This is a genomic window from Chryseobacterium sp. CP-77, from assembly GCF_036362765.1.
In the GTDB taxonomy this organism is placed as follows: Bacteria; Bacteroidota; Bacteroidia; order Flavobacteriales; family Weeksellaceae; genus Chryseobacterium; species Chryseobacterium cupriresistens.
The window spans coordinates 815,779-840,304 of sequence record NZ_CP143637.1 but is presented as its reverse complement, the minus strand read 5'-3'; the positions used below and the strand labels follow the sequence as shown (position 1 = coordinate 840,304).

The following is a 24,526-nucleotide window of genomic DNA, read 5'->3' as shown; positions in this document are numbered from 1 at the left end:
TGTAAATATTTAAAGTGATTGGTGTTGGTGTGAAGGGTGTTTTATGATTACGCGTTTCTCTCCTTTTCAAGATCCCAGACTCTGTGTTGGGCAATTGCCTGGATGAATTTATCTGCCGGATCTCCGTCTTCCCATGTAATGATTCCGGGATCCTCATGTTGTTTAGCGGCTACATTGGAATTGTGGTAAAGCACCTCCGTATCTTTTCCAAAGTAAATTGCTTTACAGTGTTTATAAGCTTCATTGATGAAATGCAGAACCAGATGTTTGTTTTCAGCAATCATCAGCTCTTTTACGGAATCTTCTCCCGGGCAGATCGCAAGGGCATCAAAACAGACACTTGCCGTACTGCTAAGAGAATGTTTGGGAGTCAGTTCTGAACCGTCATTCAGTTTCACGGGAGCAACACTTGTTGCAATCAGTTCAACTCTGGCACCTTCTGCTTCAAGCTTTGCTTTAAGATCATTAACAGCTCCACCATCAGCACCGTTAGCCAGAATAAAGCCAATTTTACGGCTCTTAATTGTATTTTTTACCGTATTCTTCATACTTAAAGCATCGGATATCTTTGTATGAGGTTCTCTTTCTTCGCTTTGAAGTTCTATCATATTACTGTCCGCCGGCAGACTTTGATTGGGCCATTCCAGTTTTTTAACTTCCACTCCTAATTTTTCTGCTACCTTCCAGGCAAGATCTGTATCAATATAGGCAAGCTGTCCTACCAGTCTTTCCCTGATCTCAGGATGGGTTACTTTTGATAATTCAAAGATCAATGCATTCTGAAGGTGTGTTTTCTCCGGTGCAGACTGGCTGTTATAGAATAATTTTGCCTGTGAATAATGATCCACAAAACTTTTACTTCTTTCTCTGATCTTCACTCCGGAAACCCTTTCCTGCTGGGAGGTAAAGCCGCCTTCAGACATCATCGCCTGGAAAGGACATCCGCCGCCTATAGAATTCGGTTCATAGCTGCTTTTTCCTTTAACGATCTGCTGCCTCATATGACCATCTCTTTGGTTGTTATGAACCGTGTTGATAGATCTGTTGATCGGTATTTCATGGAAATTGGGAGATCCCAGTCTTGAAAGCTGAGTATCGGTATATGAAAATAATCTTCCCTGCAGCAGCGGATCATTGGTGAAATCTATTCCTGGAATGATATGTCCCGGATGGAATGCAATCTGCTCGGTTTCTGCAAAGAAATTATCAGGATTTCTGTTAAGTGTTAACGTTCCGAAGAGCTGTACAGGAACTTCTTCTTCAGGAACTATTTTCGTAGGGTCTAGCAGATCGAAATCAAATTTGTGCTCATCCTCTTCAGGAATAAGTTGCACCCCGAAATCCCATTCAGGATAATCCCCGTTTTCTATGGCTTCCCAAAGATCCCGCTTATGGAAATCAGAATCTACTCCGGAAATCATCTGAGCTTCGTTCCAGGCTACGGAATGAACGCCTAATCTGGGTTTAAAATGGAATTTTACAAAATGTACTTTTCCTGCCTCGTTGATAAATTTAAAAGAGTGTACACCAAAGCCTTCCATCATTCTCAGGCTTCGCGGAATCGCTCTGTCGCTCATCAGCCACATGATCATGTGCATACTTTCGGGCATCAGTGAAATAAAATCCCAGAATGTATCATGGGCGGATGCAGCCTGTGGAATTTCATTATCCGGCTCCGGTTTTACAGCGTGTACAAGATCAGGAAACTTGATAGCATCCTGGATAAAGAATACCGGCATATTATTGGCAACCAGGTCATAATTTCCTTCTTCCGTATAAAATTTTACGGCAAAACCACGGACATCTCTCGCAAGATCGGTACTTCCTTTACTCCCTGCGACAGTTGAAAACCGTACAAAAACAGGTGTTTCTTTTCCCAGTTCTGTTAAAAACTTCGCTTTAGTGTATTCTGCAAGGCTTTTAGTAAGCTTAAAAACGCCGTGTGCACCGGAGCCTCTGGCGTGAACTACCCTTTCAGGAATTCTCTCATGATCAAAATGGGTGATTTTTTCACGCAGAATAAAGTCTTCCAGCAATGAGGGGCCACGTTCTCCGGCTTTTAAAGAATCCTGATTGTTATTGATCTTTAAACCCTGATTGGTGGTCAGTTTTTCATTTTCATTGGAAGTACTGTGTACATCCAGCTGTTCTGCTTTTTTGTTGTGTTCGTTGGTGTTCATATTCATAATCTTTTTGTAGTTGGTGTATTTTCTTTCAAAAGCAGTTCAATAATGGGGCGCTGCAATTAATCTGTCTTATTTCCCAGAATTTCAAGAAGCCTGTTGATATATTCTTCCTCCTTCAGAACTTTATAATAAGCTGTTTTGGCATATAAAGTGAAGGCAGGAGACTCATATCGTATTTCAGCATCCAGATCTGTGGTTTTCGTTGTGTTATTAGAATGAAACTCACGGATATTGAGGATATATTCTTCCATATAATTGTCTATCACTCCTTTCAGAACTTCACAGGTAGCATTATTTTTAATCTTTTCTAAAGACTTAATCAGAAAAGCCGTAACTCCGTAAGAATTCATAATAGACGGAAATAAAGACTCATTCTCTATTGCATTATTTTTGTCATTCAGGCCGGAATGTTGTAAAGTGTCGTTTTCAAATGTCATAGGTAAGAATGGTATTAGTTATTAGAAGCTTCCAGGTATTTTTCAAAATAATGAAGGTCATTTTTATCTTTTATGGATAAATGAAACATGATCTGTTCGGGTTCTTTTAATCCGATACTGCCGAAGCAGTCGAAGTGAGCAATTAGTGCCTGGATATTTTCTATATCAATATCTTTCAGAATAATAAATAAAAGGAAAATATTTTCTTTGATCTCTTTTGCATAGATGGCTGCTCCATCTTCAAAACACTTTCCTGTATGTGATATTTTTATAAAATCTTTGTGTTTCAGTGTTTTTATTATTTTCTGACAGTCCATATATTTTGATTTCATGATTAAAATAAGCCATATAGAACAAGCTACATGGCTTATTACATAGTTTAGTCTTCCTGTTCTGCATCAAAGTTGATGGATGTTTCTGCAATATCTGTAAGATAAGAATCGGTGTCTTCTTCTTCCTGAAGTGTTCTTTCAAGCAGATCAGCAGCCTTATCATGTCCCATAGTTATGGCAAGCTGGGCCAGTCCGCCATAAGTGGCAATTTCATAATGTTCTACTTTCTGTGCTGCAATAATAAGGGCTACATCTCTTGTTGCGGTGCCGTCTTCTGTAGCTTTGATAACTTCTTCGCCTTCTTCAATAATTCCTTTAATCGCCTTACATTCTTTCTTTTCAGGCTTTTCATCAATGAGTTTGAAAACTTTTTCCAAACGCTTAACATGTTTTTGGGTCTGAAGGTGATGGTCTTCAAAAGCATCTTTCAATTCTTCAGCAGTAGCTGCTTCCTGCATTTTTTCCAATGCATCCAGAATAGCATTTTCAGCAAAATAAATGTCCTTCAGGGCACTTACAAAGAACTTGTGAAGGGGTGAATTTTTCATTTCATCCTCGTTGACAGTTGCCTTGTCTGCCGTACCTTTTTTGGTGGCAGAAACTGCCGTATTGGTTTCTAATATCTTATTGGGCATGGTGTGAATGGTGTTTGTTATTAAAGGATTACCTCTTTATATATGGCTAAAGAGGCAATCCTGGAAAAAGAATTATGAATTACGTCTGCCTCCGAATCCGGAACGACCTGAAGATCTTCCGCCTCCGTGGGAAGCCTGGCCTCCCATTCTGGCTATTCTTGTACGCTCAGATTTACTCATTGCAGCAAATCCTCTTCTTGAACTTCCTGAATTTGAGTTGGAGTTCGAGCCTCCTCTTCCTGAGCTGTTACTGTTGTTTCCTGATCTGGATGAACCTCCTCTTCCTGAATTGGAACCTGAGCCTGAAGATCTGCCTCCTCCATGAGAAGCCTGGCCTCCCATTCTGGCTATTCTTGTACGCTCAGCTTTACTCATGGAAGCAAAACCTCTTCTTGAAGTACCATCTCCTGATGATGACCTGCCTCTGCCTCCTGATCTGGAGCCGGAACCAGAACTTGAACGTCCGCGGGAACCACCACCGGAGTTTCCTCCACGAGAACCGCCTCTACCGGAAGTAAATCTTCCCTGGCTGTCTCTCTGCTGGTTACCGTTTCCACCTCTGGAACCACCTCTTCCTCCTCTACGGCCTCTCTGATCATCATCGTCATCGTCCTCTTCGTCATCATAATCATCGTCTTCATCATCATAATCATCGTCGTATTCATCATAATCATCTTCATCGTAATCATCATCGTAATCGTCATTTTCATCATCAAAATAATTTTCATATTCTGAAAAATCATCGTCATAATCTTCATCTCTGGTTGCATCGTTGAAACCATGATCATATCCTAACTGGTATACTTCTTCAAGGTTTTCTGATGAATGTGACTGTCCTCTTGAACTGCGGTTTCTTGAATTTCTAGTGTTCATAACTGAATTTTTTTATTAATATTTAGTGATGTGTATTGCAGCCCGTGACTAGTATTAGACGGCAACAGTTGGATGTCGGTAATTTTAAAATGATAATAAAAGCAAATGCTTTTTACGTTCCTTTTTTACTAAGGTTTAGGAATTGGATTGAAAATTTATATTTCAAATGTACGTCAGAATAATTCACTTTTTTATGACCTGGATCATGTTAATGTGGATTAATACAAATTTTTTCAGTCTTTTATGATAATTTTGCCAGATTTTTTCATCTTTTCCGGAGTCCGGAATATGCATGTCCGTAAGATTGATAATCTGTTGTCCTGCCAATTCCAATGTGGAACCATTTTTAGACAGTACAACAGACTTTCATCAATATTCATGCAGTTTATCATTTTCATATCTTTATAAAGATTTAAATGAAAAAAATCACAAAATTTCTATGTCAAATGAATGTTAATATAAAATTTTACGATTTTCAATTCTTAGGATCTTATCCCTTTCCATATGTTTGATGGTCCTTATTGCGGTTTCTACACACAAACCTGTAAGACTTGCCATCTGTTGTCTCGTTAAGGGAATCAGAAATGAATAAGGACGTGCATCTTTCTGGAAACTTTTCAGATAATCCATCAGCCCTCTGAGTCGTATCGAAGGATTTTGCGATGAAAGATTCTGCATCATGATGAATTTATAGTAAAGACGTTCGGAGAGAAAACTGCTGACCTCCATGTATAATGCGGGGTTTTGGTTCAGCAGATTGAAAAAAATGGTTTTATGAAGTCTTAAAATCGTACATTCTGTAATCGCTTCGGCATTCATAGGATAAGGTTTCTCTATAAAAAGAATAGATTCTCCACAGCTCTCTCCGTCGGATAAAATATTCTGAATAAATTCTTTTCCTTCTTCATTATAATTATTGAGTTTTACTTCTCCGTTAATAATCTGATAATAATAATTGGGTATATCCCCCTCGCAGAATATCACTTCTGAAGGGCTATAGTGTCTCGTTTCTGCTCCCGCTGAAATCAAAATGTTTTCGTCGATAACCATAATAGTTGTTTTTTGGTGTTGTTTTCTTCTTCTCCTCTTCTTAATCTTAGTAAAAATATATTGGTAATCGATAGTTAATGAGTGCAAAAAGCGCACCTTAATGATTGTTTTGAAAGTTAAAAAAAGTTAAAAATATTGATAATTTTAATTAATTATTTTATTTATTAGTTAAGTATTATCACTAAAAATACAATTAAATTGATTTTTTGATACCACATATTTAGAACTTAAATTCATAAAATTGTAGAAATACAAAAACAATAAAACCCATTTTCACTTAATGAAAACGGGTTTTTCAAAGTAATAACAGAAAAAAATGCTATTTCTTTGGATTTTTATTTTTATAGGTTCCTGTCGTATCTGTAAGTTTTTTTGAGGAAACCGTATCACTTTGTATTGTATCGGAAGGGATTGGGTTTACAGAGGAAACAGAATCCGTCCTGATGGTATCAGCTATGACAGTATCTGTTGTAACATTGGTTTCTGTTTTGGATTCTTTTTTACAGCTCAGGACCATAAGTCCTATAAGTAGGCTTGACATAATAAACTTCATAATGCTCTATTTTGTGGTGATGAATCAAAGGTAGACTATTATGAAGTTGTCTTCTTATGACTTAAGTCATAATGCTTTATATTTAATTATTTCGCAAATTTTTTAGTTCCTGCAACACATAAGATGACGCCCACGGTCACCCCCAGCATTCCCAAACTCACCTGCTCATGAAGAAGCCAGGCAGCGAGTGCCAAGCCAAAGAAAGGCTGAAGCAGCTGCAGCTGTCCAACAGTAGCAATTCCGCCTTGTGCCAATCCTTTATACCAGAATATAAATCCAATAAACATGCTGAAAAGCGAAATATAAGCCATTCCAAACCACCCTTGAAAACTAACATTTTCAATATCATCAGGAAAATAAATAAAAAATAAAGGAATCATAACAGGCAGTGCCAATACCAAAGCCCAGGAAATTACCTGCCATCCGCCTAATGTTTTAGATAGCTTCGCGCCTTCAGCATACCCCATTCCGCATAAAATAACGGCAAGCAGCATCAGAATATCGCCAACGGGTGATGCTGATATTCCTTGCGAGACAGCATAGCCAATCACCAAAAGACTTCCTGTAATAGAGAAAAACCAAAATACAGGATGGGGCTTTTCGCCACCACGCATCACTCCAAATACAGCCGTTGCCAAAGGCAGCATTCCCAGAAAAACAATAGAATGGGCTGAAGTAAGATATTGAAGTGCCAATGCAGAAAGAAGCGGAAAACCTACCACACAGCCCAGGGAAACCAACAATAATGGAATTAAATCTTTTTTAACAGGCCGTTTTTCTTTACCCAGCCATAATACGATAAGCGCAAGAATTCCTGCAACAGCTGCACGAACAATTGTTACAAAAATGGGGCTCATTTCCATTACGGCTAACTTAGTGGCCGGCAATCCTCCACTAAATAATACAACTCCTATAAAGCCATTGATCCAGCCATTTATATTTTCATCTTTTGATAGTTGTTTTGTCAACATTGTATTCAAGCTTTTTAATTGATGTTCAAAATTAGAAAGGATAATTCGATAAACACAGTATCAGTTTTGTATATTTGCATGAGCACAGTTTAACAATATGAGTAAAGAATTTTTATATACAGAAATTGCAGACGGCATTGCAGGACAGATCAGAAATGGTATTCTAAAGGCCGGAGACAAGCTTCCTTCGGTGAGAATGCTATGCCAGGAGCATCAGGTAAGCATGAATACAGCCAAGCGTGTGTTTCTGGAACTGGAATCCCAGTCTTTGGTAGAATCCAAACCGCAGTCCGGTTATTTTGTAAGCCAGCTGCTCTCCGCAAAGCTCCCTTTGCCGGAAGTAAGCCGTCCGTCATTAATCGCCAATAATGATGAACCGGATGAGCTGATCAGTAAAGTATATGAAAATATGGGCAAAAAGGATCTTACCTTCTTCTCTATCGGAATTCCCTCCGGAGATCTTTTGCCTCAGGCTAAACTAAAAAAAGAAATTGTGAATGCCATCAGAGAATTAAAAGACGGTGGTACCGAATACGAGGAACTTCAGGGAAATCTGAAATTAAGAAGAATGATTGCAGTACGTTCCTTACAATGGGGAGGCAATCTTAGCGAAAATGATCTCATTACCACCAATGGCGGAATGAATGCCCTTTCTTTCTGCTTGATGGCCTTAGGAAAACCAGGAGATACCGTTGCGATCGAAAGTCCCTGCTATCCCGGAATTCTTCAGCTGGCCAACGGATTGGGATTAAAGGTACTGGAGCTTCCTACCCATCCTACTACCGGAATAGAAATTGAGGCTTTAAAAAAATTAATTCCCAAAATAGATCTGTGCTTGTTGATTCCCAATTTTAATTCACCGTTGGGAAGCTGTATGCCTGATGAAAATAAAAAAGAAATTGTAAAAATACTTTCTGAAAATAATATTCCGTTGATAGAAGATGATGTGTATGGAGACCTTTATTTTGGTTCCAGCCGTCCGAAATGCTGTAAATCTTTTGATAAAGACGGAAATGTCCTGTATTGTAGCTCTATTTCAAAAACTCTGGCTCCCGGTTACCGTGTAGGTTGGATTGCTCCCGGGAAATATAAAGACAAAATCATGAAGCTGAAGCTTCTGCACTCTACCTCTTCTATTTCCATTGTGAATGAAGCGGTGGCTAATTTCCTGAAATCCGGAAAATATGAAAAGCATCTTCAGCAGCTGCGCAGAACATTACAGATCAATTATCAGAATTATGTTCAGACCATTGCAGAATCTTTTCCGGAAGGTACGAAAACCAGCCGTCCACAGGGAGGCTTGTCTTTATGGATAGAATTTGATAAAAATATCCGTACAACAGAATTATATGATCTGGCCATCAAACAGAACATAAGTATCGCTCCCGGAAGAATGTTTACTTTTCAGCAGCAGTTTGAAAATTGTATGAGACTCTGCATAGGACTTCCATGGTCGGAAAATACACAGACCAAACTCAGACAGGTTGGACAGCTTGCCAAAAAGATTGATTTGAGGTAAGGAAGATAGAGGCTGGAAGATGGAAGGCATTATAGTCTTAAGAATAGCTTATCTCAATTCTTAGTAATAAGGGTGTTTAAAGTTCTTTTGTGTTGACCAGAACCTTCAAGCTTCCCTCTCCCATCTTCCAGCTTTTTTTATTTATTATCCGGGATGAAATTTTTTCTTGCCAGTTCTTTTCTAACGCGGCTCAGACTCTCAGGAGTAATTCCCAGATAAGATGCAATCATCCATTGCGGAACTCTCAACAGTAAATCCGGATACATTTTGATGAATTTCATATACCTTTCTTCTGCAGTCTCTCCCAGTAAAGAGTTGATCCTGTTCTGAAGACTTCTGATGTGTTTCTGAAGGAGAAAATCACTTCTTTCGATGCTGTTCGGAAATTGTTCTACCAGTTTGTTGAAGAAGTCAGGATGGAGAAACAAAACTTCAGAATCCTCCACGGCTTCTATATAATAAATAGACTTTTCATTGAAATAAAGACTGCTTCGGTCAGAAATCAGCCAGCTCTCCGGAGCAAACTGGATAATATGTTCTTTACCGTTTTTATCAATGGAATACATTTTTAAAAGTCCTTTTTCTACGAAGAATATATGACGGCATATTTCGCCATACTGCAGAAGGAACTGGTTTTTAGGAATTTTCTTTACTTCATAGTGCAGGCTGCATGTATTCACATTCTGAAGCGGAACATTTAAAACTTTGGCTAAATAATTATTTATATTCTTCATGATACAATCTGGCTTAAAGAAATATCCTGGTGTGAAGCACTGTTAACAGGTTTTCCGTTTTCTATGACAATCAGTTGCGGGCTTTCATGCCTGATCTCAAAATCTGCTGCTATTTTGTTGGAAACAGGTCTGTGAGCCAATAAATCCAGATAATATACATGTACCGGTTGCTCTGAATTCTCCACTTCTTTTTCAAAATTTTTCAGAACAGTTCTGCTGATAAAACAGCTTGTAGAATGTTTGAATATCGCTATTTTATTCTGAAAGGAGTCTTCTATAGCTTTTGTAAGATCTTCTTCAGATTCTATCTTTTTCCAGAATGTTTTTTGCTCAGGGTTTTCACTTTTCCCACCGAATATTTTATCAAAAAAACTCATACATTAAATTGTTTTAGATGGTGATCAAGATGTTTGAATTCTAAAAATGTCCAGTCTTTTTCAGTCATGTTTCCGAATAGTCTGTGGTGATCCGGCAAATTGCTCTTTTCACAGGCTTCCCGGAATTCTTTCAGCGTTTTCAGCAGATTGGCTTTTGATTCATCAAAATCACATTCAAAATTAACGATTAGTTTTTGAAAAGTAGGCATGTTTCTCGGAATTCCATTATTGAAAACGTACATTTCTATTTTAGTAAAAATCCCTATTGCCCCAAAAAAGACATTGATGCGGGGAAGTTCAACATTTTTTAAAGCAACCTGAAGAACCAGATCACAGTGCTTTAGCATTTGACACACGTTCATTTTACCCCATCTTCCGATAGAGTTTTCAGATAACAAGGAAATTCTATTTACAATTTCTTCGTAATATACAGGATTATCCAGGCATTTCCTTACCAACCTTTTTCTTTCTTCAGGTTTTCAATATGAGCAAAATGGTGATTACAATGCCACACGTACAAAGCAAGGCTCTCTCTTAAATTATAATTCTTATTATGCTCGGGATGATGGAAAGTCCTTTCAAACTGTTTATTGGTAAGGCTTTTAAGAAGAATAACCCATCTTTGATGTGTTCCTTTCAGCATTCTCATTGCCGGTTTTACGGGCATATGAAAACTGTCCTGCAGCTCTGCCCATTTGGCTTCATCATACGGTTTTATGGTAGGATTATCTTCTGTAAGGGCCAGTTTAAAACGGATAAAACTGTTTATATGGCTGTCTGAAAGGTGGTTTACAAGCTGTCTTACCGTCCAGCCTCCTTCTCTGTAAGGTGTATCCAGTTGATCGTCTGTAAAATGTTCGATGAGATTCTTTAGCCGGCCGGGAAAGTCTTTAATGACTTTTATATAAGTATCCAATGTAATATCACAGATGTTTTCTGGCACTTCAAACGGTCCTATGGGGAACTTTTTTTTCTCTAAATCACTCATTACTCAGGTTTTAATTTTTATGATTGCCGATTTGCACTATCATTATTTATCAGGATAATTTACGAATATCAGCTTGTGCGAATTTATCAAAAATTCAAGAATATAAAGTGAATAAAGCATTAATTATACTGATAATGGTCTTTGTGGTACCTGTTTTTCAATAAAAAGGGCTTCAATTGTATCAACTGAAGCCCTTTTTATTGATGATCAATGATTAATATCCGTGTAAATCAATACCTTCTGTTCTTTGCAGGGTTACTTTTCTACCCATTTTCTTTTGAATCACCCGGAAATGCTGCAATTCATCATCCGTCAGAATACTGATTGCGGTTCCCTTTTCGTTGGCACGTCCCGTTCTTCCGATACGGTGAATATAATCCAGCGGCGAACGCGGCAATTCATAATTGATAACACATGGCAGAGATTCAATATGAATTCCTCGTCCAATTAAGTCTGTAGCCACCAAAATCTGGGCTCCGTTTACCTTAAATTCTTCCAGGTTGTTTCTTCTCGCTCCCTGAGACTTCTGGCTGTGAATGGCCACTGCTTTTATTTTATTCTTTTTAAGTTTCTCTACCAGATTATCAGCAGACCTTGTAGATGAAACAAAAACAAGTGCTTTTTCAACTTTCTTTTCTTTAATTAAATATCGTAAAAAGGGTCCTTTATTTTCCGGAGCAACATGGTAAGCCAGCTGTTCGATATTGTCAATTTCAACCTCTTCTTTTTTAATTTCGATAATCACAGGATTGATGGAAAGACGTTCTTTCATTTCTGAAACTTTATCATTCAGGGTTGCTGAAAATAAAGTAGTCTGTTTCGCCACGGGCATCATGGCAAAAAGTTTATTCATTTCTTCGCCAAAGCCGAGCTGAAACATTTTATCAGCTTCGTCAATCACCAAATGCTTAATTCCTGAAATACTCAATGCATTATGATCAATCAAGTCTAACAGACGTCCCGGTGTGGCAATCAAAACTTCCACACCAAACATTCCCTTCATCTGTGGATTGATAGAAACACCTCCGTACACAGCCATTGTACGGACTTCTCTCTTTAGATTATCAGTGAATGCTCTGAAAACTTCATCGATCTGAATAGCCAGTTCACGGGTAGGAACCAATATCAGAACCTGAACATTACGATCTTTTTTTACTTCCGCATTCTGTAATTTTTCTAAAATCGGCATCACAAAACACGCCGTTTTCCCGGAACCCGTCTGCGCAATTCCCATCAGATCTTTTCCCTGCAAAATGACAGGAACAGCCTGCTCCTGGATTGGAAACGGTTTTAAATACCCTAATTTTTTGACAGAACGAATAATATTGTGTGATAATCCTAACGATTCAAATGACATAAAATACTTATTTCCCGCAAAGATACGCTATTGATATTTGGTTCAGCCCTCAAAACAGCATACGTTGCAGACAAAACTCAATTATTTTATGTGTTAAGTTCTTCGTTGATAAGCATTGAAAAATTTATATTGCCGATTTGTCCGATAATTAGGGTTTGGACAAATTTTTGAAGATTAGTTTTGTAAATTTATCAAAAATTCGAGAAATCAATATATGAAAAAAGCGTTAATAATAGTCGATGTACAGAATGACTTTTGTGAAGGCGGAGCACTTGCTGTCCCTGGAGCCAGTGAAATTATTCCATACATCAATCTCTTGATGGAGGAAAATGAATATGATCAGGTGGTTCTTACACAAGACTGGCATCCTGCAGGTCATAAAAGCTTTGCAAGCAGCAATGGAAGAAAGGTAGGAGAAAGCATTATTCTCAATGGAGTTCCGCAATTTATGTGGCCGGATCATTGTATTCAGGGGACTTTCGGAGCAGAATTCCATAAAGATCTGAACAGAGATAAAGTAACCCATATTGTACAAAAAGGTAAAAATATTGAAATTGACAGCTACAGCGGTTTCCAGGATAACAATCACTTTATGAAAACCGGTCTGGATGATTTCTTAAAATATCACGACATCCAATTGGTAGAAATTGTAGGCCTGGCGTTAGATTATTGTGTTAAGTTTACTGCACAGGATGCGGTAGCTAATGGATATGTAACTTGTCTACATTTCAATGGAACACGTGCCGTGAATGTAAAACCAGACAATGCCAGAGATGCCATCTATGAAATGATTGAGAAAGGAGTAACTGTTCTGGGATAATAAATAGAACTTACAACGATAAAAAACAAAAAAAGCGCAGAAAATAATTCTGCGCTTTTTCTATAATCAGCACTCTGGCTTTCAACAGCTTCAGATACAATGATTGCACGAATTCGGGATATTTCTTTATATTTGAAAAAACATTTATGATGAAAAAAATAATTCTATCTGCTGTAGTCTTTTTTGGTGTTCTTACCAAGGCTCAGGATATAACAGATTCGCAATTCAAATATCTGGAATATGATATTGAAAAGATCCAAAATTTGTATAGAAGCAATAAAGTGACGGTCAAAGAAGTTGTTGAAGCTTATTTTAAACGCATCAACGATATTGATAAAAATGGAATACAATTAAATTCTGTGATCTCCACCAATCCGGATGCTATTAAGATTGCTGACTCTTTGGATCATTTGAATTCAAAATTTAAAAATAAACCTTTATTTGGAATTCCTGTATTATTGAAGGATAATATCGATACTCATGATAAAATGCCCAATACGGCAGGTTCCCTGGCTTTAAAAAACTCTTTTCCACTACAGGATAGTTATCTCGTTAAAAAACTTAGAGATGCAGGTGCTGTAATCATTGGAAAAACCAATCTTAGTGAATGGGCAAATTTCAGAGGCCAGAAATCCACAAGTGGCTGGAGTGGGCTGGGTGGACTTACCAAAAACCCTTATATCCTTAATAGAAATACCTGCGGATCCAGTGCTGGTTCAGGGGTTGCTATTTCCTCCAATCTCGGCATAATAGCAATCGGTACAGAAACTAATGGATCTATCGTTTGCCCTTCCAGCTTCAATGGAATTGTTGGTTTAAAACCTACTGTCGGCTTAATTTCCAGACAAGGAATTATTCCCATTTCCAGTTCACAGGATACCCCGGGACCAATGGCAAGAACGGTGAAAGATATTGCCATAAGCCTTGGAACTATGGTAGGTGAAGATGAAAATGATAAGAAGACCATCGGTAATACACCATTTCTACATAAAGATTATACCCAATTCCTTACTCTAACAGGATTGAAAGGAAAAAGGCTCGGATATGTAAAAGGAATTACCAAAGGAGCAAATAAAAAAGTGGACGATTTATTTTTACAAACATTAAAAATACTTGAAGCTCAGGGAGCCATAATTGTTGAAATAGAAAAAGATTGGATTTCCCCCGAAATTTCAAAAAGCTCCTTTGAATTGATGGTCAGTGAATTTAAGGATGATTTAAATGATTATTTAAAATCTTTAGGGAAAAATGCAGTAATAAAAAATATGGATGAGTTAATTGCTTTTAACAAAAACAACAAAGAAGAACTTCAATACTTCGGACAGGAATATTTAGAGATTTCAGCAAAAAGTAATGGAAAGAAAGATAAGAATTATAAAAAGGCGGTTACAATTGCCCAAAAAGGCAGCCAGCAAGGAATAGACTCTACAATAAAAAAATATAATTTAGATGCGATAATAGCACCTACTACTGCGGAAGCATGGAAAACGGATTTGAAAAATGGTGATAATTTTGAAAATTTCTATTCAAGTTCCAGTGCTGCAGCAATTGCCGGATACCCAAGCATTACCTTACCAATGGGCTATATAAATAATTTACCGATTGGTATTTCTTTTTTTGCCGGAAAATGGGAAGAAGGTAAACTGATCAATATGGCCTATACATTTGAACAGAACAACCCACAAAGAAAAGCTCCTCAGTTTTTAAAAGAATAGTAAGTATATCATCAGTTACAATATATCAAATACAACTTTTAACTCTTGATCTTTTATAATTGATTAATTGTCAGCTTATTTCAGGGCGGAATATACAAACAAAAAAAGCGCAGAAAATAATTCTGCGCTTTTTTATTCTTTACATTTAATATGCTGTTTAAAGCATTTTAAGGTTGTTTACTTCCAGTTCTGTAAGGATTCTCCAGTGTCCTCTTTTAATATTCTTCTTCGTTAATCCGGCAAACATTACTCTGTCTAAAGCTTCCACTTCGTATCCTAATCTTTGGAAAATTCTTCTGATAACACGGTTCCATCCAATGTGGATTTCAATTCCGACTTCATTTTTAGGTTTCCCCTCAATATATGAAATCTGATCAACAACAGCTACTCCTTCATCTAGACGGATACCTTCTGCAATAAGACGTAAATCTTCACCGGTAAGTTTTTTATCCAATGTTACATGATAAATCTTTTTGGCATCAAAAGACGGATGCGTTAATTTTTTCGTCATGTGTCCGTCATTGGTTAACAAGATAACTCCTGTTGTGGAACGATCCAGTCTTCCAACCGGGAAAAGTCTGTATGGAGAAGCATTCGCAACAAGATCCATTACAGTTTTTCTGGCTTTATCATCTTTGGTAGTAGAAATATACCCTTTTGGCTTGTTCAAAAGTACATATACAGGCTTTTCAGGAGTAATGCTTTGTCCGTCAAAAACAACTCTGTCTGTTTTCTGTACCTGGTATCCCATTTCAGTTACCACCTTTCCGTTGACTTCTACCAATCCCTGAGTAATCAGCTCATCAGCTTCTCTTCTGCTGCAGATTCCGGAATTAGCGATATACTTATTAAGACGGATGCTGTCTTTGTTAACATCTTTTTCAATTTTATTCAATCTCCTTTTCTGAACAAAAGATCTCGTTTTGTCATCATTTCTGTCATCACCGCTGGAAGGTCTTCTTCCGTATTTCAGACTGCCTCTTTCATACTTATCTCTTGTATCTAAATTTTTTCCGCCTCTCTTAGGTTTTCCGAAAGATTTTTTCTCATAGCTCTCACTTTTGTTGGTGATATAAGGTTTTCTTTCAGATTTTGAACCAAAATCGTCATTGGAAGTTTCGAAACTGTCCGTATTTCTTTTAAAAGGTTTCTTTTCAAATCTTGAGTTGGATCCTTTATGTTCCGGCCCTTTTTTTCCTCCGTCTTTAGAGAAAGGCTTTTTAAAAGGTTTTGATCCTGAAGAATTTCCAGATCTGGAAGCACGAGAATCATCAGAACTTTTCTTGGTTGAAATTCTTGGTCTCTTTGGTCTGTCTGAATTATTATTATCTCTGCTCATTCTAAAAATTTCTGCAAAGATAGTAATTTAGTTACGAGTTAAAAATTAAGAATCATAACTTTGCACTATAGTTTACATTTTTAACTTTACATACAATCAAAGATGATAACAATATTAAACGATAATTTTTCACAGCTCAACGAGTTTCTTCACCAGAAATCTTTCAGTAAAATTTTTATTCTTGTAGATGAAAATACTCATGAATACTGTCTTCCGGTTCTTCTGGGAAATATGGAAACCGATCTTGGCTTTGAAATTTTAGAGATCGAAGCCGGAGAAGAAATGAAAAATATCCAGACAGCCAACCAGTTGTGGGAAATTCTTACGGAAATGCAGGCAGACAGAAAAGCTCTGGTTATCAACCTTGGTGGTGGTGTAATTACCGATATGGGAGGATTTGTTGCTTCTACTTATAAAAGAGGTATCCAATTCATTAATATCCCTACTACCCTTTTATCGATGTGTGATGCTTCCATAGGAGGAAAAACCGGGATTGATCTGATGCACTATAAAAATATGGTGGGAACTTTTGCTTTTCCTGAACAAATCTTTATTTATCCAAAATTCTTAGAGACACTGCCTTTTAAGGAATTGAGAAGCGGATTTGCAGAAATGCTGAAACATGGATTAATTGCTGATAAAAATCATTGGGATCAGCTGATTCAGATCCGTAAACTGGAAGTGGAGACTGTCGTTCCTCATATCCAGGCTTCTATGAATATTAAACAGAATGTGGTAGATCAGGATTTCCACGAACAGAATATCAGAAAAACGCTTAATTTCGGGCACACCATCGGACATGCTGTGGAAAGTTTATGTTTACAGCAGGAAAATCCTATCCTTCACGGGGAAGCCGTTGCGATGGGAATGATTGCCGAAGCTCATCTGGCATATCTTGAAAATCTTATCTCTGAAGAAGATTCAAAAATTATCATTGAAAACGTCCAGAGATACTATCCTTACCTCGACATCAGCGATTTTAAAGATGAAGATATTACTGCATTATTACTGAATGATAAAAAGAATACAGACAGTAAAATCAACTTTTCTCTGCTTTCAGGGATAGGTTCCTGCAATTATGATCATCAGTGCAGCCAGGAAAATATCCTTGCATCCCTATCTTTTTATAGAAAACTGAATGATGCCTAGTGATTTTTATCAAATAATTCATTTCAGGTATATAACTTTTGACAAAATTGTCAATTTAGACCATATCTAAACAAATGTTTATTTAAAGATATAAATTATTAATAATCAAATACATAAAATTAAAGCCACTTCAACGCTAAGTGGTTTTTTTATTGATTTTAATCATAAAAAATATTTTTGGCAAGCAATTTGAAAGATACTCTGCGTTCAACTGAAAATGCTGAACAGTAGTAAAATTTAAAATTAAGAAAGAGTAAAATTAAAAAATTAAAGTTATGAAAAAGTTAATTTTAGGATTAGCGTTAACTGCAGGAACATTCGCATTCGCTCAACAGACAGGAAACACATCTTCTAATCCGGTAACATTTGGGGTAAAAGGAGGAATGAACGTTTCTTCACTTTCTAACGGTGCAGATTTAAGTGATTCTAAATCAAAAATTGGTTTTAATGCAGGAGTTTTCGCCAATATCCCATTAGCAAGTTCTTTTAGTGTGCAGCCGGAAGTTCTTTATAATGACTTAGGTTCAAAAGTAACAAGAGAATATTCAGTACTTGGTAATAATTATAAGAGCGAATATTCAAGAAATTTAGGATACGTTGCTGTACCGGTAATGTTCCAGTATAATGCAACACCTGAGTTCTTCCTTGAAGCAGGTCCTGAATTTGGATTTCTTGTAAGCGCTAAAGATAAGTTAAAAAGTTCAACAAACAACAGTAACAATACACAAGTTGCCACTCTTGACAAAGATGACTTCCAGACTTTTAACTTTGGTATCGGTATTGGTGCAGGGTATTACTTCATTCCTAATTTAGGAATTACAGCAAGATATACTGCAGGTCTTACTGACATTTACAAGAATAATTCTGGTGATGCTGTAAAAAACAATGTATTCCAGGTAGGTTTAGCTTATAGATTCAAATAAGCTTACATTCACTAACAAATTTTATATTCAATAGAAAAGATCAGATTAATTTTTTAATCTGGTCTTTTTTTATGTTAAAATAATAGGGAGTTAATAATTCACCATAAATACATCCCACATAGTTGATTTTTTCATTCGTTAAAAACACATAAAGTCTTTATTCATGAAGGTTGACGGTATGTTGTTTGTTGCTTTCCGAACGTTAAACAACATAAAAATTAAACTAATCTATGAAAAAGATTTTTCTAGGCCTGGCCATTACCGCAGGTACTTTCACTTTTGCTCAGAGCACTTCTGCATCTACTGAAGCTACTACTCCATCCACATCTTCTAAAATCAAATTCGGTTTGAAAGCAGGTCTGAACATTTCTACCCTTTCCAATATGGATATGAAGTCAAAAGCAGGATTCTATGGTGGTGTATTTTTCAATATTCCTGTAGCTAAGGATTTTTCAGTGCAGCCGGAAGTTTTATATAGCGCTACGGGAGCAAAAGGAAAAGGAGATGATAATACCCAGCTTAATTTAGAATATCTTTCTGTTCCTGTCATGTTCCAATATAAGGCACTTCCTAATCTGTATGTAGAGGCAGGCCCGCAATTTAACTTTTTAATTGATGCCAGATTAAAGAAAAGTGCTTCTACAAGTCTTCTTAAAAATGGAACTCAATCTTTCGATTTTGGAATCGGATTGGGAGCAGGTTATTATTTTACCAAAAATATTGGGGTGAATGTGAGATATACCGCAGGCTTATCTGATATTGTAAAAACAAAATATCATTACGGCTATGACAGAGAGGGATCTGTAAAAAATGGCGTATTCCAGATAGGATTAAACTACAAATTCTAAAGTTTACTAAGTTCTTATAATGACAACGAGGCCGGATTAATTTTAATCCGGCTTTTTTACTGCAGATAAAAAAATATTCTTAAAAAATGTATACTAAGTAGAAAATTAAGAATATAAATTGATTTTGGCACGTAGTTTGTTTCTTAAAGAAATGTTAAATAAAACTTAATAACTATTAAAAAATAAACTTATGAAAAAGATTTTTTTAGGCCTTGCGCTTGTTGCAGGTACTTTTGCTTTCTCTCAGAAGACTTCAACTTCTACTGCTTCTTCTTCTCCAGTTAGATTTGGTGTGAAAGCAGGTCTTAATATTTCAACTCTTACCGAGAATGATTTCAATTCAAAAGCGGGATTCTACGGAGGGTTATTTGCTAATATTCCCGTGGCTCAGGACTTTTCTTTCCAGCCGGAAGTGTTATACAGCGGAATGGGAGCAAAGATTAAAGGAGCTAATGATCTTAAAGTAAATCTGGATTATATTTCTGTACCCTTAATGCTTCAGTATAATGCCTTGCCTAACCTATATCTGGAAGCAGGACCTCAGTTCAGCTTTTTGATTAACTCAAAACTGAAAGCTGATTCCAATTCAGCAGATGCTAAAGATCTGTTCAAAGGTTTTGACTTCGGAATTGGTCTTGGAGCAGGATATTATTTCACAGACAATATCGGAATTACGGCAAGATATGTAGCTGGTTTAACGGATGTTGCCAAAAACAGACCGGATCTATCTGAAGACAAAGCTAAAAACGGAGTATTCCAGGTAGGTTTAGCTTATAAATTCTAACAACAAACTTTCTATTCAATACACAGCCGGATTCAATAATCCGGCTTTTTTATTTATCCTGATATTTTTGGCAAGAAATTTGCCTGTAGAATAACTGATTGTACTCTATCCGGAATTTTTCCAACTTACGGTTCATGTTTCACAATGAGTATGCTTTGATTCATTTGATATTCAATTGAATGTCAGAATTACAATCTAACTATTACCATTAAACTTTAACGGGAACTGTTTCAGCCAGGCTGACAATATGAGTACACAACAGAATACGGAAAATATTTTCTGTTCAATAAGATACATTTTGATTTCAATAGAAAAAGTCAGGTTTATTAGTTTACGCCTGACTTTTTCGCTTATTATGACTTTTATCACTTTACCATTTTATGGCAGATATTTTGATGCAAAGAAGAAATTAAACTTTAAATCATGAAAAAACTCTTTGCAGTAATTGCAATTGCAGGTTTCCTTTCCGCGAAAGCACAGGAAAAACATCAGTCAAAATCTTCTCCTGTTACTTTTGGTGTTAAAGCAGGTTTTAACGGTTCTACACTTACCAGAGGAGATGGTTATGAATATGATAACAATGAAAAGATCAAGGCAGGTTTTCACGCAGGAGTATTTGCCAATATTCCTGTTGCTGAGAAATTCAGCATCCAGCCGGAACTTCTTTTCAGTCAGCTGGGATCAAAATCAGACTATAACTACAGAACGAGCTCAGGAAACTACAGAAAGACACAACACTATGATTACAGGACAACACTAAATTACCTTTCTCTTCCTGTAATGGTTCAATACAATATTCTTCCTCAGCTTTATGTAGAAGCGGGACCTGAATTCGGATATCTGCTGGGAGGAAAAACAAAAGGAGATTTAACCACTATTGAGACTACCGGAAATTCAGTTACAGTACAGCGTACGGAACATATTTCACAGAACATTTCAAAAAGTCTTTTTAATCTTTTCAATGTAGGATTAGGTATTGGTGCCGGATATTATTTCACTGAAAACTTTGGCGTAACCGCAAGATTTACGGCTGGGCTTACTGAAGTTTACAAATACAACGACGGTGATAAAGTAAGAAATAATGCACTTCAGGTAGGAGTTGCGTACCGTTTTAAATAGAGATATTTATTATTTTCAAAACTGGTGCCGGGCTTTAAAAAGTCCGGTATTTTTATTTTTATTCTTAAAAAGTACCCGGAAGTCCTGTTAATTCGTGGAAAAGCCAATTCCAGTTCAATTTTTTTCATTATTTCAATTATCAATAATAAAGTGTAATGAGCCTTCAACTATTTTCACAAAACATTCATTATACAAAATATTTATTCATCAAAAAGGGATAAATGGTTTAAAATAATCTTTCCAAAAACCATCTCAAAAGCCCTTTAAACAGGCGTTTTTCGACTTTGGCAAGCAATTTGCAAAATACTTGGAGTCTGATTGAGAGATATCCGACACACAAATAGTAAAATTAAAAAATAAAATTATGAAGAAGTTATTTTTAGGATTAGCATTAACTGCTGGTACACTAGCTTTCGCTCAGGAGACAGAAACAAAGACGGAAACGAAAACAGTCAATGCATCACCACTAAAAAAAGATGTACAACCTATTAGATTCGGAATCAAGGCCGGAGGAAACTCAGCTTATTTCAGTGAGCAAAAGTTTGGAATCAACACACAACAATTAGGTTTCCACGCAGGAGCATTCGTTAATATTCCACTTTCAAAACATTTCAGCTTACAGCCAGAGGTATTATACAACCAAATGGGAGCGAAAGATGTAATTTCATCTACAGAAACTGATAATGGAGTTACGAATGTAAAAACTAAAGAAGAAGGTAGAGTAAAAATGAACTATATTTCAGTTCCATTAATGCTTCAGATGAGACCTACAGAGAAATTTTACGTTGAAGCCGGACCTGAATTCAGTTATTTCATCAACGGAAAAACTAAAGGAGAAACAAGTGTAGCAAGTACTACAGGAGGTGTTACTACAACCACTACAAGTTCTAATACTGAAGATATCGACAAAGATCAGATCAATAAATTCAATTTCGGATTGGGTCTTGGTTTAGGATATGATATTACATCCAACATCGGTATCAGCGCAAGATATGTAAATAGCTTGACAAAAATTGATAAAAGCAGACCTGCTGCTGAAAACAACAACAGAGTATTTCAGTTAGGTCTTAACTACAAATTCTAATTAGGAACCAATTTTTTAACCGAAGTGCATTAACCTTGCACGCATAAAATAGCCGGAAGATTTTCTTCCGGCTATTTATATCAAAAAATTCTAGTCAAATATTCTCGGATCATCACTGATCACCCCATCTATTCCCATTTCTTTTAATTCCTTTAATCTTTCTTTAGTATTCACAGTCCATGGGATTACTTTCATGCCTAATGAGTGGCATTCCTGTACTAATTGAGGCGTTACAAGATTGTGTTCCGGACTGTAAATCGTAGGAGTGAAACTCAGGAACTTCATATCTCCGGCAACTCCATTCATATGATCAGGATACATTCTGAATTTTTCTGCCGGAATATTTTTAAAATAAGCCTGCTGCTGGGCCAGCTTTTTATCATCTACCCTTTCTACAAGTAAAGCAGTCATGATTCCAGGATATTCTTTATGAAGAATTTCCAGTGTTCTTGGATCAAAAGACTGAATGATCACTCTGTCCTGAATCTTTTTTTCAATAATGATCTTCATCATCAGATCCACAAACTCTTTGGGTTCGGGATGGAAGATATTGTCTGAGAAAGGACGTGTTTTGGTTTCTATATTATAATAAGGTAACGGCCTTTTCAATTCGCGTGCGTAGGCCTCACAAGCATCAATAACGTCTGAAAAAAGAGGTTTCTGAGCCTTCATTTTCTTTTGATCAGGATAGTTTTCCAGTTTTTTTAATCCTACATCAAAGGTTTTGATCTTTGCATAAGGCATTTCATAAATTTTATAATAAAACCCCGAATCCTTGGGAATATAGGTTCCATCTGGTTTTGTTACCAATTCAGGAGAAAGAAAAGCATCATGGGAAAGAATTACTTTTTTATCTTTTGTAATGGCCAGATCCATTTCCAGAGTTGTCACATTCATTTTAAGGGCATTCTTCATTGCCGGGATCGTATTTTCCGGGTACAGGGATTTTCCTCCTCGGTGTGCCTGCCTGTCAAAAGATTGTGAACTGTAAAATTGGGTAAATACAATAAAAATACCCGTGAATAGCGCATTTTTCATATCCTGAAGTTTTAATCTTACAAAATTAAAACTCCATTGTATATTGAATAATCCAGGAATATTAAGCTTTTGCTACATTTCTAAAACAAAAAGAACCAGGTTGTACACCCGGTTCTTTTTTATTATTTCAATAAAGAGATTAATTGAATAAATCTACTTCTTCTCCTTTTCCTACAGGATATTCTTCTGTAAAGCATCCGAAGCAGTGGTTGGCTGATCCTAAAATATCTTTCAGGTTATCAATACTTAAAAACTCTAAAGAATCTACTCCCAGATAATTTTTAAGTTCTTCTGTAGTCATATTGGCAGAAATCAGATCATCTTTGGACGGAGTATCAATTCCAAGGTAGCAAGGAGCGATAATTGGCGGGGAAACACTTCTGAAGTGGATTTCCTTTACTCCTGCATCTTTTAAAATTTTAACCAGTCTTTTAGATGTTGTTCCACGAACAATAGAATCGTCAATAATAACTACTCTCTTACCTTTCATCTCAGAGATGATCGGGTTTAGTTTAAGGTTCACTACCCTTTCTCTCATTTCCTGTGTAGGAACGATGAAACTTCTTCCGATATATCTGTTTTTGATCAAAACCGGACGGAAAGGGATTCCTGAAGCTTTTGAGAAACCGATAGCAGCAGGAACACCGGAATCGGGAACTCCAATTACCAGATCAGCTTCTACAGGAGCCTGTTCCCAGATTTTCTCTCCGGATTTTTCTCTGATTTCATAAACGTTGATGTCTTCAAGCGTAGAGTCGGGTCTTGCAAAATAAATATATTCAAAAGAGCAGATTCTCTGCTTTCCTTTCGCCTCATCCATCATATAAGAATGAAGTTTTCCAGGTTCGTTTTCATTGGTATAAATGATCTCACCAGGAAGAATATTACGTACATACTGAGCGCCCACAGCATCCAATGCAACAGATTCTGACGCCACCACATAAGACTTTTCGTCGATAGCTCCCAACACCAGCGGGCGGATACCGTTGAAGTCTCTGAAGGCAAAGAATTTATTTCTTGTCATCCCTACGACAGAATAAGCTCCTTCAATCTTTTCCATGGTTGCTTTAATCGCTCCACGAAGACCTAAATCAAGGTTTTTCTGGATCAGTCTCAGGATCACTTCAGAATCGGAAGTTGCTCTGAAAACAACGCCTTCAGCCTCTAATTCAGCCTTTAATTCTTTCGCATTGGTAAGGTTACCATTGTGTGCTATAGAAAGTATAATCTGGTCATATTCGTTTTTGGCGAAAAATGGCTGGAAGTTATATTTCTTCTTATCTCCTGCAGTGGTATAACGGGTATGACCAATTGCAGAATTTCCCATAAAAGTTTCAGGTTCCTGAATGTCTTTATAAACATCTAAAACCAGTCCTTCGTCTTTCATGTTGGTGATTCTTCCTTCCTTTAAAACGGAAATACCACAAGCTTCCTGGCCTCTGTGCTGCAAAGCAAAAAGCCCGAACTGAGAAAGAGAGAAAGTATCCAGATCATTATCCGAATACAATCCGAAGATCCCACACTCTTCATTAGGAGCATCCAGTCTTTCCTCTTCCTGAGTTCTGAAAAGATTTCTTCCGTAGGTCTGGGTTTTAAATTGTTTTAAATATTCACTTTTATGAATGTCTAAACTTTTCATTTCTATTTTTTCTAAATTAAAAGATTAAAAAATTTAATGATTAAAAAGATTACAGC

25 protein-coding genes are annotated in these 24,526 nt (G+C 36.7%); 9 read left to right on the top strand and 16 right to left on the bottom strand.

Going from position 1 to position 24,526, the window contains the following annotated elements; translation table 11 throughout:
- Positions 1-47: 47 nt before the first annotated feature.
- The 8 genes from V0410_RS03655 to V0410_RS03620 all read right to left on the bottom strand — a co-directional run bounded on the left by V0410_RS03655 (position 48) and on the right by V0410_RS03620 (position 7,037).
- Entirely contained in the window at positions 48-2,186 is a 2,139-nt protein-coding gene (locus V0410_RS03655) for a catalase (protein ID WP_330746349.1), read from the bottom strand.
- Between the two features lie 59 nt (positions 2,187-2,245).
- Entirely contained in the window at positions 2,246-2,623 is a 378-nt protein-coding gene (locus V0410_RS03650; protein WP_330746348.1) for a hypothetical protein, read from the bottom strand.
- A gap of 14 nt (positions 2,624-2,637) precedes the next feature.
- Entirely contained in the window at positions 2,638-2,940 is a 303-nt protein-coding gene (locus V0410_RS03645) for a hypothetical protein (protein WP_330746347.1), read from the bottom strand.
- A gap of 62 nt (positions 2,941-3,002) precedes the next feature.
- Positions 3,003-3,590 (bottom strand): ferritin-like domain-containing protein, encoded by a 588-nt coding sequence (locus V0410_RS03640; protein ID WP_110008858.1) that lies wholly within the window; start codon positions 3,588-3,590, stop codon positions 3,003-3,005.
- A 72-nt stretch (positions 3,591-3,662) separates the two neighbouring features.
- Positions 3,663-4,463, bottom strand: a complete 801-nt coding sequence (locus V0410_RS03635) for a KGG domain-containing protein (protein ID WP_330746346.1) — start codon at positions 4,461-4,463, stop codon at positions 3,663-3,665.
- A gap of 453 nt (positions 4,464-4,916) precedes the next feature.
- Complete coding sequence (locus V0410_RS03630) at positions 4,917-5,513, bottom strand: Crp/Fnr family transcriptional regulator (RefSeq protein ID WP_330746345.1); 597 nt, start codon at positions 5,511-5,513, stop codon at positions 4,917-4,919.
- 319 nt (positions 5,514-5,832) lie between these two features.
- Entirely contained in the window at positions 5,833-6,054 is a 222-nt protein-coding gene (locus V0410_RS03625) for a hypothetical protein (RefSeq protein ID WP_330746344.1), read from the bottom strand.
- A 98-nt stretch (positions 6,055-6,152) separates the two neighbouring features.
- Complete coding sequence (locus tag V0410_RS03620; protein ID WP_110008855.1) at positions 6,153-7,037, bottom strand: DMT family transporter; 885 nt, start codon at positions 7,035-7,037, stop codon at positions 6,153-6,155.
- 97 nt (positions 7,038-7,134) lie between these two features.
- Here V0410_RS03620 and V0410_RS03615 point away from each other — a divergent pair, with 97 nt between their 5' ends.
- Complete coding sequence (locus tag V0410_RS03615; protein ID WP_330746343.1) at positions 7,135-8,556, top strand: aminotransferase-like domain-containing protein; 1,422 nt, start codon at positions 7,135-7,137, stop codon at positions 8,554-8,556.
- Between the two features lie 137 nt (positions 8,557-8,693).
- On the opposite strand, the gene V0410_RS03610 is transcribed toward V0410_RS03615, so the two are convergent.
- The 5 genes from V0410_RS03610 to V0410_RS03590 all read right to left on the bottom strand — a co-directional run bounded on the left by V0410_RS03610 (position 8,694) and on the right by V0410_RS03590 (position 12,012).
- Entirely contained in the window at positions 8,694-9,290 is a 597-nt protein-coding gene (locus tag V0410_RS03610) for a Crp/Fnr family transcriptional regulator (RefSeq protein WP_110008853.1), read from the bottom strand.
- Complete coding sequence (gene ytxJ / locus V0410_RS03605) at positions 9,287-9,667, bottom strand: bacillithiol system redox-active protein YtxJ (RefSeq protein WP_110008852.1); 381 nt, start codon at positions 9,665-9,667, stop codon at positions 9,287-9,289. The genes V0410_RS03610 and ytxJ overlap by 4 nt, the downstream gene beginning before the upstream one ends.
- On the bottom strand, positions 9,664-10,029 hold the full coding sequence (locus V0410_RS03600; RefSeq protein ID WP_330747653.1) for a DUF1569 domain-containing protein: 366 nt from the start codon (positions 10,027-10,029) through the stop codon (positions 9,664-9,666). Before V0410_RS03600 ends, ytxJ begins: the two co-directional genes overlap by 4 nt.
- A gap of 89 nt (positions 10,030-10,118) precedes the next feature.
- Entirely contained in the window at positions 10,119-10,655 is a 537-nt protein-coding gene (locus V0410_RS03595; RefSeq protein ID WP_330746342.1) for a YfiT family bacillithiol transferase, read from the bottom strand.
- A 214-nt stretch (positions 10,656-10,869) separates the two neighbouring features.
- Positions 10,870-12,012 carry a DEAD/DEAH box helicase gene (locus tag V0410_RS03590; protein WP_330746341.1) on the bottom strand — a complete coding sequence of 381 codons (1,143 nt, stop codon included), beginning with the start codon at positions 12,010-12,012 and terminating at the stop codon, positions 10,870-10,872.
- 214 nt (positions 12,013-12,226) lie between these two features.
- Here V0410_RS03590 and pncA point away from each other — a divergent pair, with 214 nt between their 5' ends.
- Both pncA and V0410_RS03580 read left to right on the top strand, forming a co-directional pair.
- Complete coding sequence (gene pncA / locus V0410_RS03585) at positions 12,227-12,832, top strand: bifunctional nicotinamidase/pyrazinamidase (protein WP_110008849.1); 606 nt, start codon at positions 12,227-12,229, stop codon at positions 12,830-12,832.
- 146 nt (positions 12,833-12,978) lie between these two features.
- Positions 12,979-14,547 (top strand): amidase, encoded by a 1,569-nt coding sequence (locus V0410_RS03580; protein ID WP_330746340.1) that lies wholly within the window; start codon positions 12,979-12,981, stop codon positions 14,545-14,547.
- A gap of 157 nt (positions 14,548-14,704) precedes the next feature.
- On the opposite strand, the gene V0410_RS03575 is transcribed toward V0410_RS03580, so the two are convergent.
- Positions 14,705-15,886: a pseudouridine synthase gene (locus tag V0410_RS03575; RefSeq protein WP_442879175.1), complete on the bottom strand. Its 1,182-nt coding sequence runs from the start codon at positions 15,884-15,886 to the stop codon at positions 14,705-14,707.
- Positions 15,887-15,988: 102 nt separating this feature from the next.
- Between V0410_RS03575 and aroB the strand changes: the two genes are divergently transcribed.
- The 6 genes from aroB (at position 15,989) to V0410_RS03545 (ending at position 21,793) form a co-directional block, all read left to right on the top strand.
- A complete protein-coding gene (gene aroB / locus V0410_RS03570) occupies positions 15,989-17,035 on the top strand; it encodes a 3-dehydroquinate synthase (protein WP_330746339.1) in 1,047 nt (348 codons plus the stop codon).
- A 275-nt stretch (positions 17,036-17,310) separates the two neighbouring features.
- Positions 17,311-17,958 (top strand): porin family protein, encoded by a 648-nt coding sequence (locus tag V0410_RS03565; protein ID WP_202840194.1) that lies wholly within the window; start codon positions 17,311-17,313, stop codon positions 17,956-17,958.
- Between the two features lie 230 nt (positions 17,959-18,188).
- A complete protein-coding gene (locus V0410_RS03560; protein WP_330746338.1) occupies positions 18,189-18,806 on the top strand; it encodes a porin family protein in 618 nt (205 codons plus the stop codon).
- 190 nt (positions 18,807-18,996) lie between these two features.
- A complete protein-coding gene (locus tag V0410_RS03555; RefSeq protein WP_137904082.1) occupies positions 18,997-19,590 on the top strand; it encodes a porin family protein in 594 nt (197 codons plus the stop codon).
- A gap of 423 nt (positions 19,591-20,013) precedes the next feature.
- A complete protein-coding gene (locus V0410_RS03550; RefSeq protein WP_330746337.1) occupies positions 20,014-20,709 on the top strand; it encodes a porin family protein in 696 nt (231 codons plus the stop codon).
- 364 nt (positions 20,710-21,073) lie between these two features.
- On the top strand, positions 21,074-21,793 hold the full coding sequence (locus tag V0410_RS03545; protein WP_114820090.1) for a porin family protein: 720 nt from the start codon (positions 21,074-21,076) through the stop codon (positions 21,791-21,793).
- A gap of 90 nt (positions 21,794-21,883) precedes the next feature.
- Here V0410_RS03545 and V0410_RS03540 read toward each other — a convergent pair whose 3' ends face one another.
- Both V0410_RS03540 and purF read right to left on the bottom strand, forming a co-directional pair.
- Positions 21,884-22,831, bottom strand: a complete 948-nt coding sequence (locus tag V0410_RS03540; protein ID WP_330746336.1) for a glycerophosphodiester phosphodiesterase family protein — start codon at positions 22,829-22,831, stop codon at positions 21,884-21,886.
- A gap of 139 nt (positions 22,832-22,970) precedes the next feature.
- Positions 22,971-24,470, bottom strand: coding sequence for an amidophosphoribosyltransferase (gene purF / locus V0410_RS03535; RefSeq protein WP_227942257.1), 1,500 nt, complete (start codon positions 24,468-24,470; stop codon positions 22,971-22,973).
- Between the last annotated feature and the right edge of the window lie 56 nt (positions 24,471-24,526).

What these genes read in the sequence shown, in the direction of transcription:
- V0410_RS03645 (WP_330746347.1), bottom strand. Translation starts at nt 2,940, where the DNA reads ATGGACTGTCAGAAAATAATAAAAACACTGAAACACAAAGATTTTATA.
- V0410_RS03615 (WP_330746343.1), top strand. Translation starts at nt 7,135, where the DNA reads ATGAGTAAAGAATTTTTATATACAGAAATTGCAGACGGCATTGCAGGA.
- ytxJ (WP_110008852.1), bottom strand. Translation starts at nt 9,667, where the DNA reads ATGAGTTTTTTTGATAAAATATTCGGTGGGAAAAGTGAAAACCCTGAG.
- V0410_RS03625 (WP_330746344.1), bottom strand. Translation starts at nt 6,054, where the DNA reads ATGTCAAGCCTACTTATAGGACTTATGGTCCTGAGCTGTAAAAAAGAA.
- V0410_RS03590 (WP_330746341.1), bottom strand. Translation starts at nt 12,012, where the DNA reads ATGTCATTTGAATCGTTAGGATTATCACACAATATTATTCGTTCTGTC.
- V0410_RS03640 (WP_110008858.1), bottom strand. Translation starts at nt 3,590, where the DNA reads ATGCCCAATAAGATATTAGAAACCAATACGGCAGTTTCTGCCACCAAA.
- V0410_RS03540 (WP_330746336.1), bottom strand. Translation starts at nt 22,831, where the DNA reads ATGAAAAATGCGCTATTCACGGGTATTTTTATTGTATTTACCCAATTT.
- V0410_RS03560 (WP_330746338.1), top strand. Translation starts at nt 18,189, where the DNA reads ATGAAAAAGATTTTTCTAGGCCTGGCCATTACCGCAGGTACTTTCACT.
- aroB (WP_330746339.1), top strand. Translation starts at nt 15,989, where the DNA reads ATGATAACAATATTAAACGATAATTTTTCACAGCTCAACGAGTTTCTT.
- V0410_RS03580 (WP_330746340.1), top strand. Translation starts at nt 12,979, where the DNA reads ATGATGAAAAAAATAATTCTATCTGCTGTAGTCTTTTTTGGTGTTCTT.
- V0410_RS03550 (WP_330746337.1), top strand. Translation starts at nt 20,014, where the DNA reads ATGAAAAAACTCTTTGCAGTAATTGCAATTGCAGGTTTCCTTTCCGCG.
- V0410_RS03545 (WP_114820090.1), top strand. Translation starts at nt 21,074, where the DNA reads ATGAAGAAGTTATTTTTAGGATTAGCATTAACTGCTGGTACACTAGCT.
- V0410_RS03635 (WP_330746346.1), bottom strand. Translation starts at nt 4,463, where the DNA reads ATGAACACTAGAAATTCAAGAAACCGCAGTTCAAGAGGACAGTCACAT.
- V0410_RS03600 (WP_330747653.1), bottom strand. Translation starts at nt 10,029, where the DNA reads ATGAACGTGTGTCAAATGCTAAAGCACTGTGATCTGGTTCTTCAGGTT.
- V0410_RS03565 (WP_202840194.1), top strand. Translation starts at nt 17,311, where the DNA reads ATGAAAAAGTTAATTTTAGGATTAGCGTTAACTGCAGGAACATTCGCA.
- V0410_RS03630 (WP_330746345.1), bottom strand. Translation starts at nt 5,513, where the DNA reads ATGGTTATCGACGAAAACATTTTGATTTCAGCGGGAGCAGAAACGAGA.
- pncA (WP_110008849.1), top strand. Translation starts at nt 12,227, where the DNA reads ATGAAAAAAGCGTTAATAATAGTCGATGTACAGAATGACTTTTGTGAA.
- purF (WP_227942257.1), bottom strand. Translation starts at nt 24,470, where the DNA reads ATGAAAAGTTTAGACATTCATAAAAGTGAATATTTAAAACAATTTAAA.
- V0410_RS03610 (WP_110008853.1), bottom strand. Translation starts at nt 9,290, where the DNA reads ATGAAGAATATAAATAATTATTTAGCCAAAGTTTTAAATGTTCCGCTT.
- V0410_RS03655 (WP_330746349.1), bottom strand. Translation starts at nt 2,186, where the DNA reads ATGAATATGAACACCAACGAACACAACAAAAAAGCAGAACAGCTGGAT.
- V0410_RS03555 (WP_137904082.1), top strand. Translation starts at nt 18,997, where the DNA reads ATGAAAAAGATTTTTTTAGGCCTTGCGCTTGTTGCAGGTACTTTTGCT.
- V0410_RS03620 (WP_110008855.1), bottom strand. Translation starts at nt 7,037, where the DNA reads ATGTTGACAAAACAACTATCAAAAGATGAAAATATAAATGGCTGGATC.
- V0410_RS03650 (WP_330746348.1), bottom strand. Translation starts at nt 2,623, where the DNA reads ATGACATTTGAAAACGACACTTTACAACATTCCGGCCTGAATGACAAA.
- V0410_RS03595 (WP_330746342.1), bottom strand. Translation starts at nt 10,655, where the DNA reads ATGAGTGATTTAGAGAAAAAAAAGTTCCCCATAGGACCGTTTGAAGTG.
- V0410_RS03575 (WP_442879175.1), bottom strand. Translation starts at nt 15,886, where the DNA reads ATGAGCAGAGATAATAATAATTCAGACAGACCAAAGAGACCAAGAATT.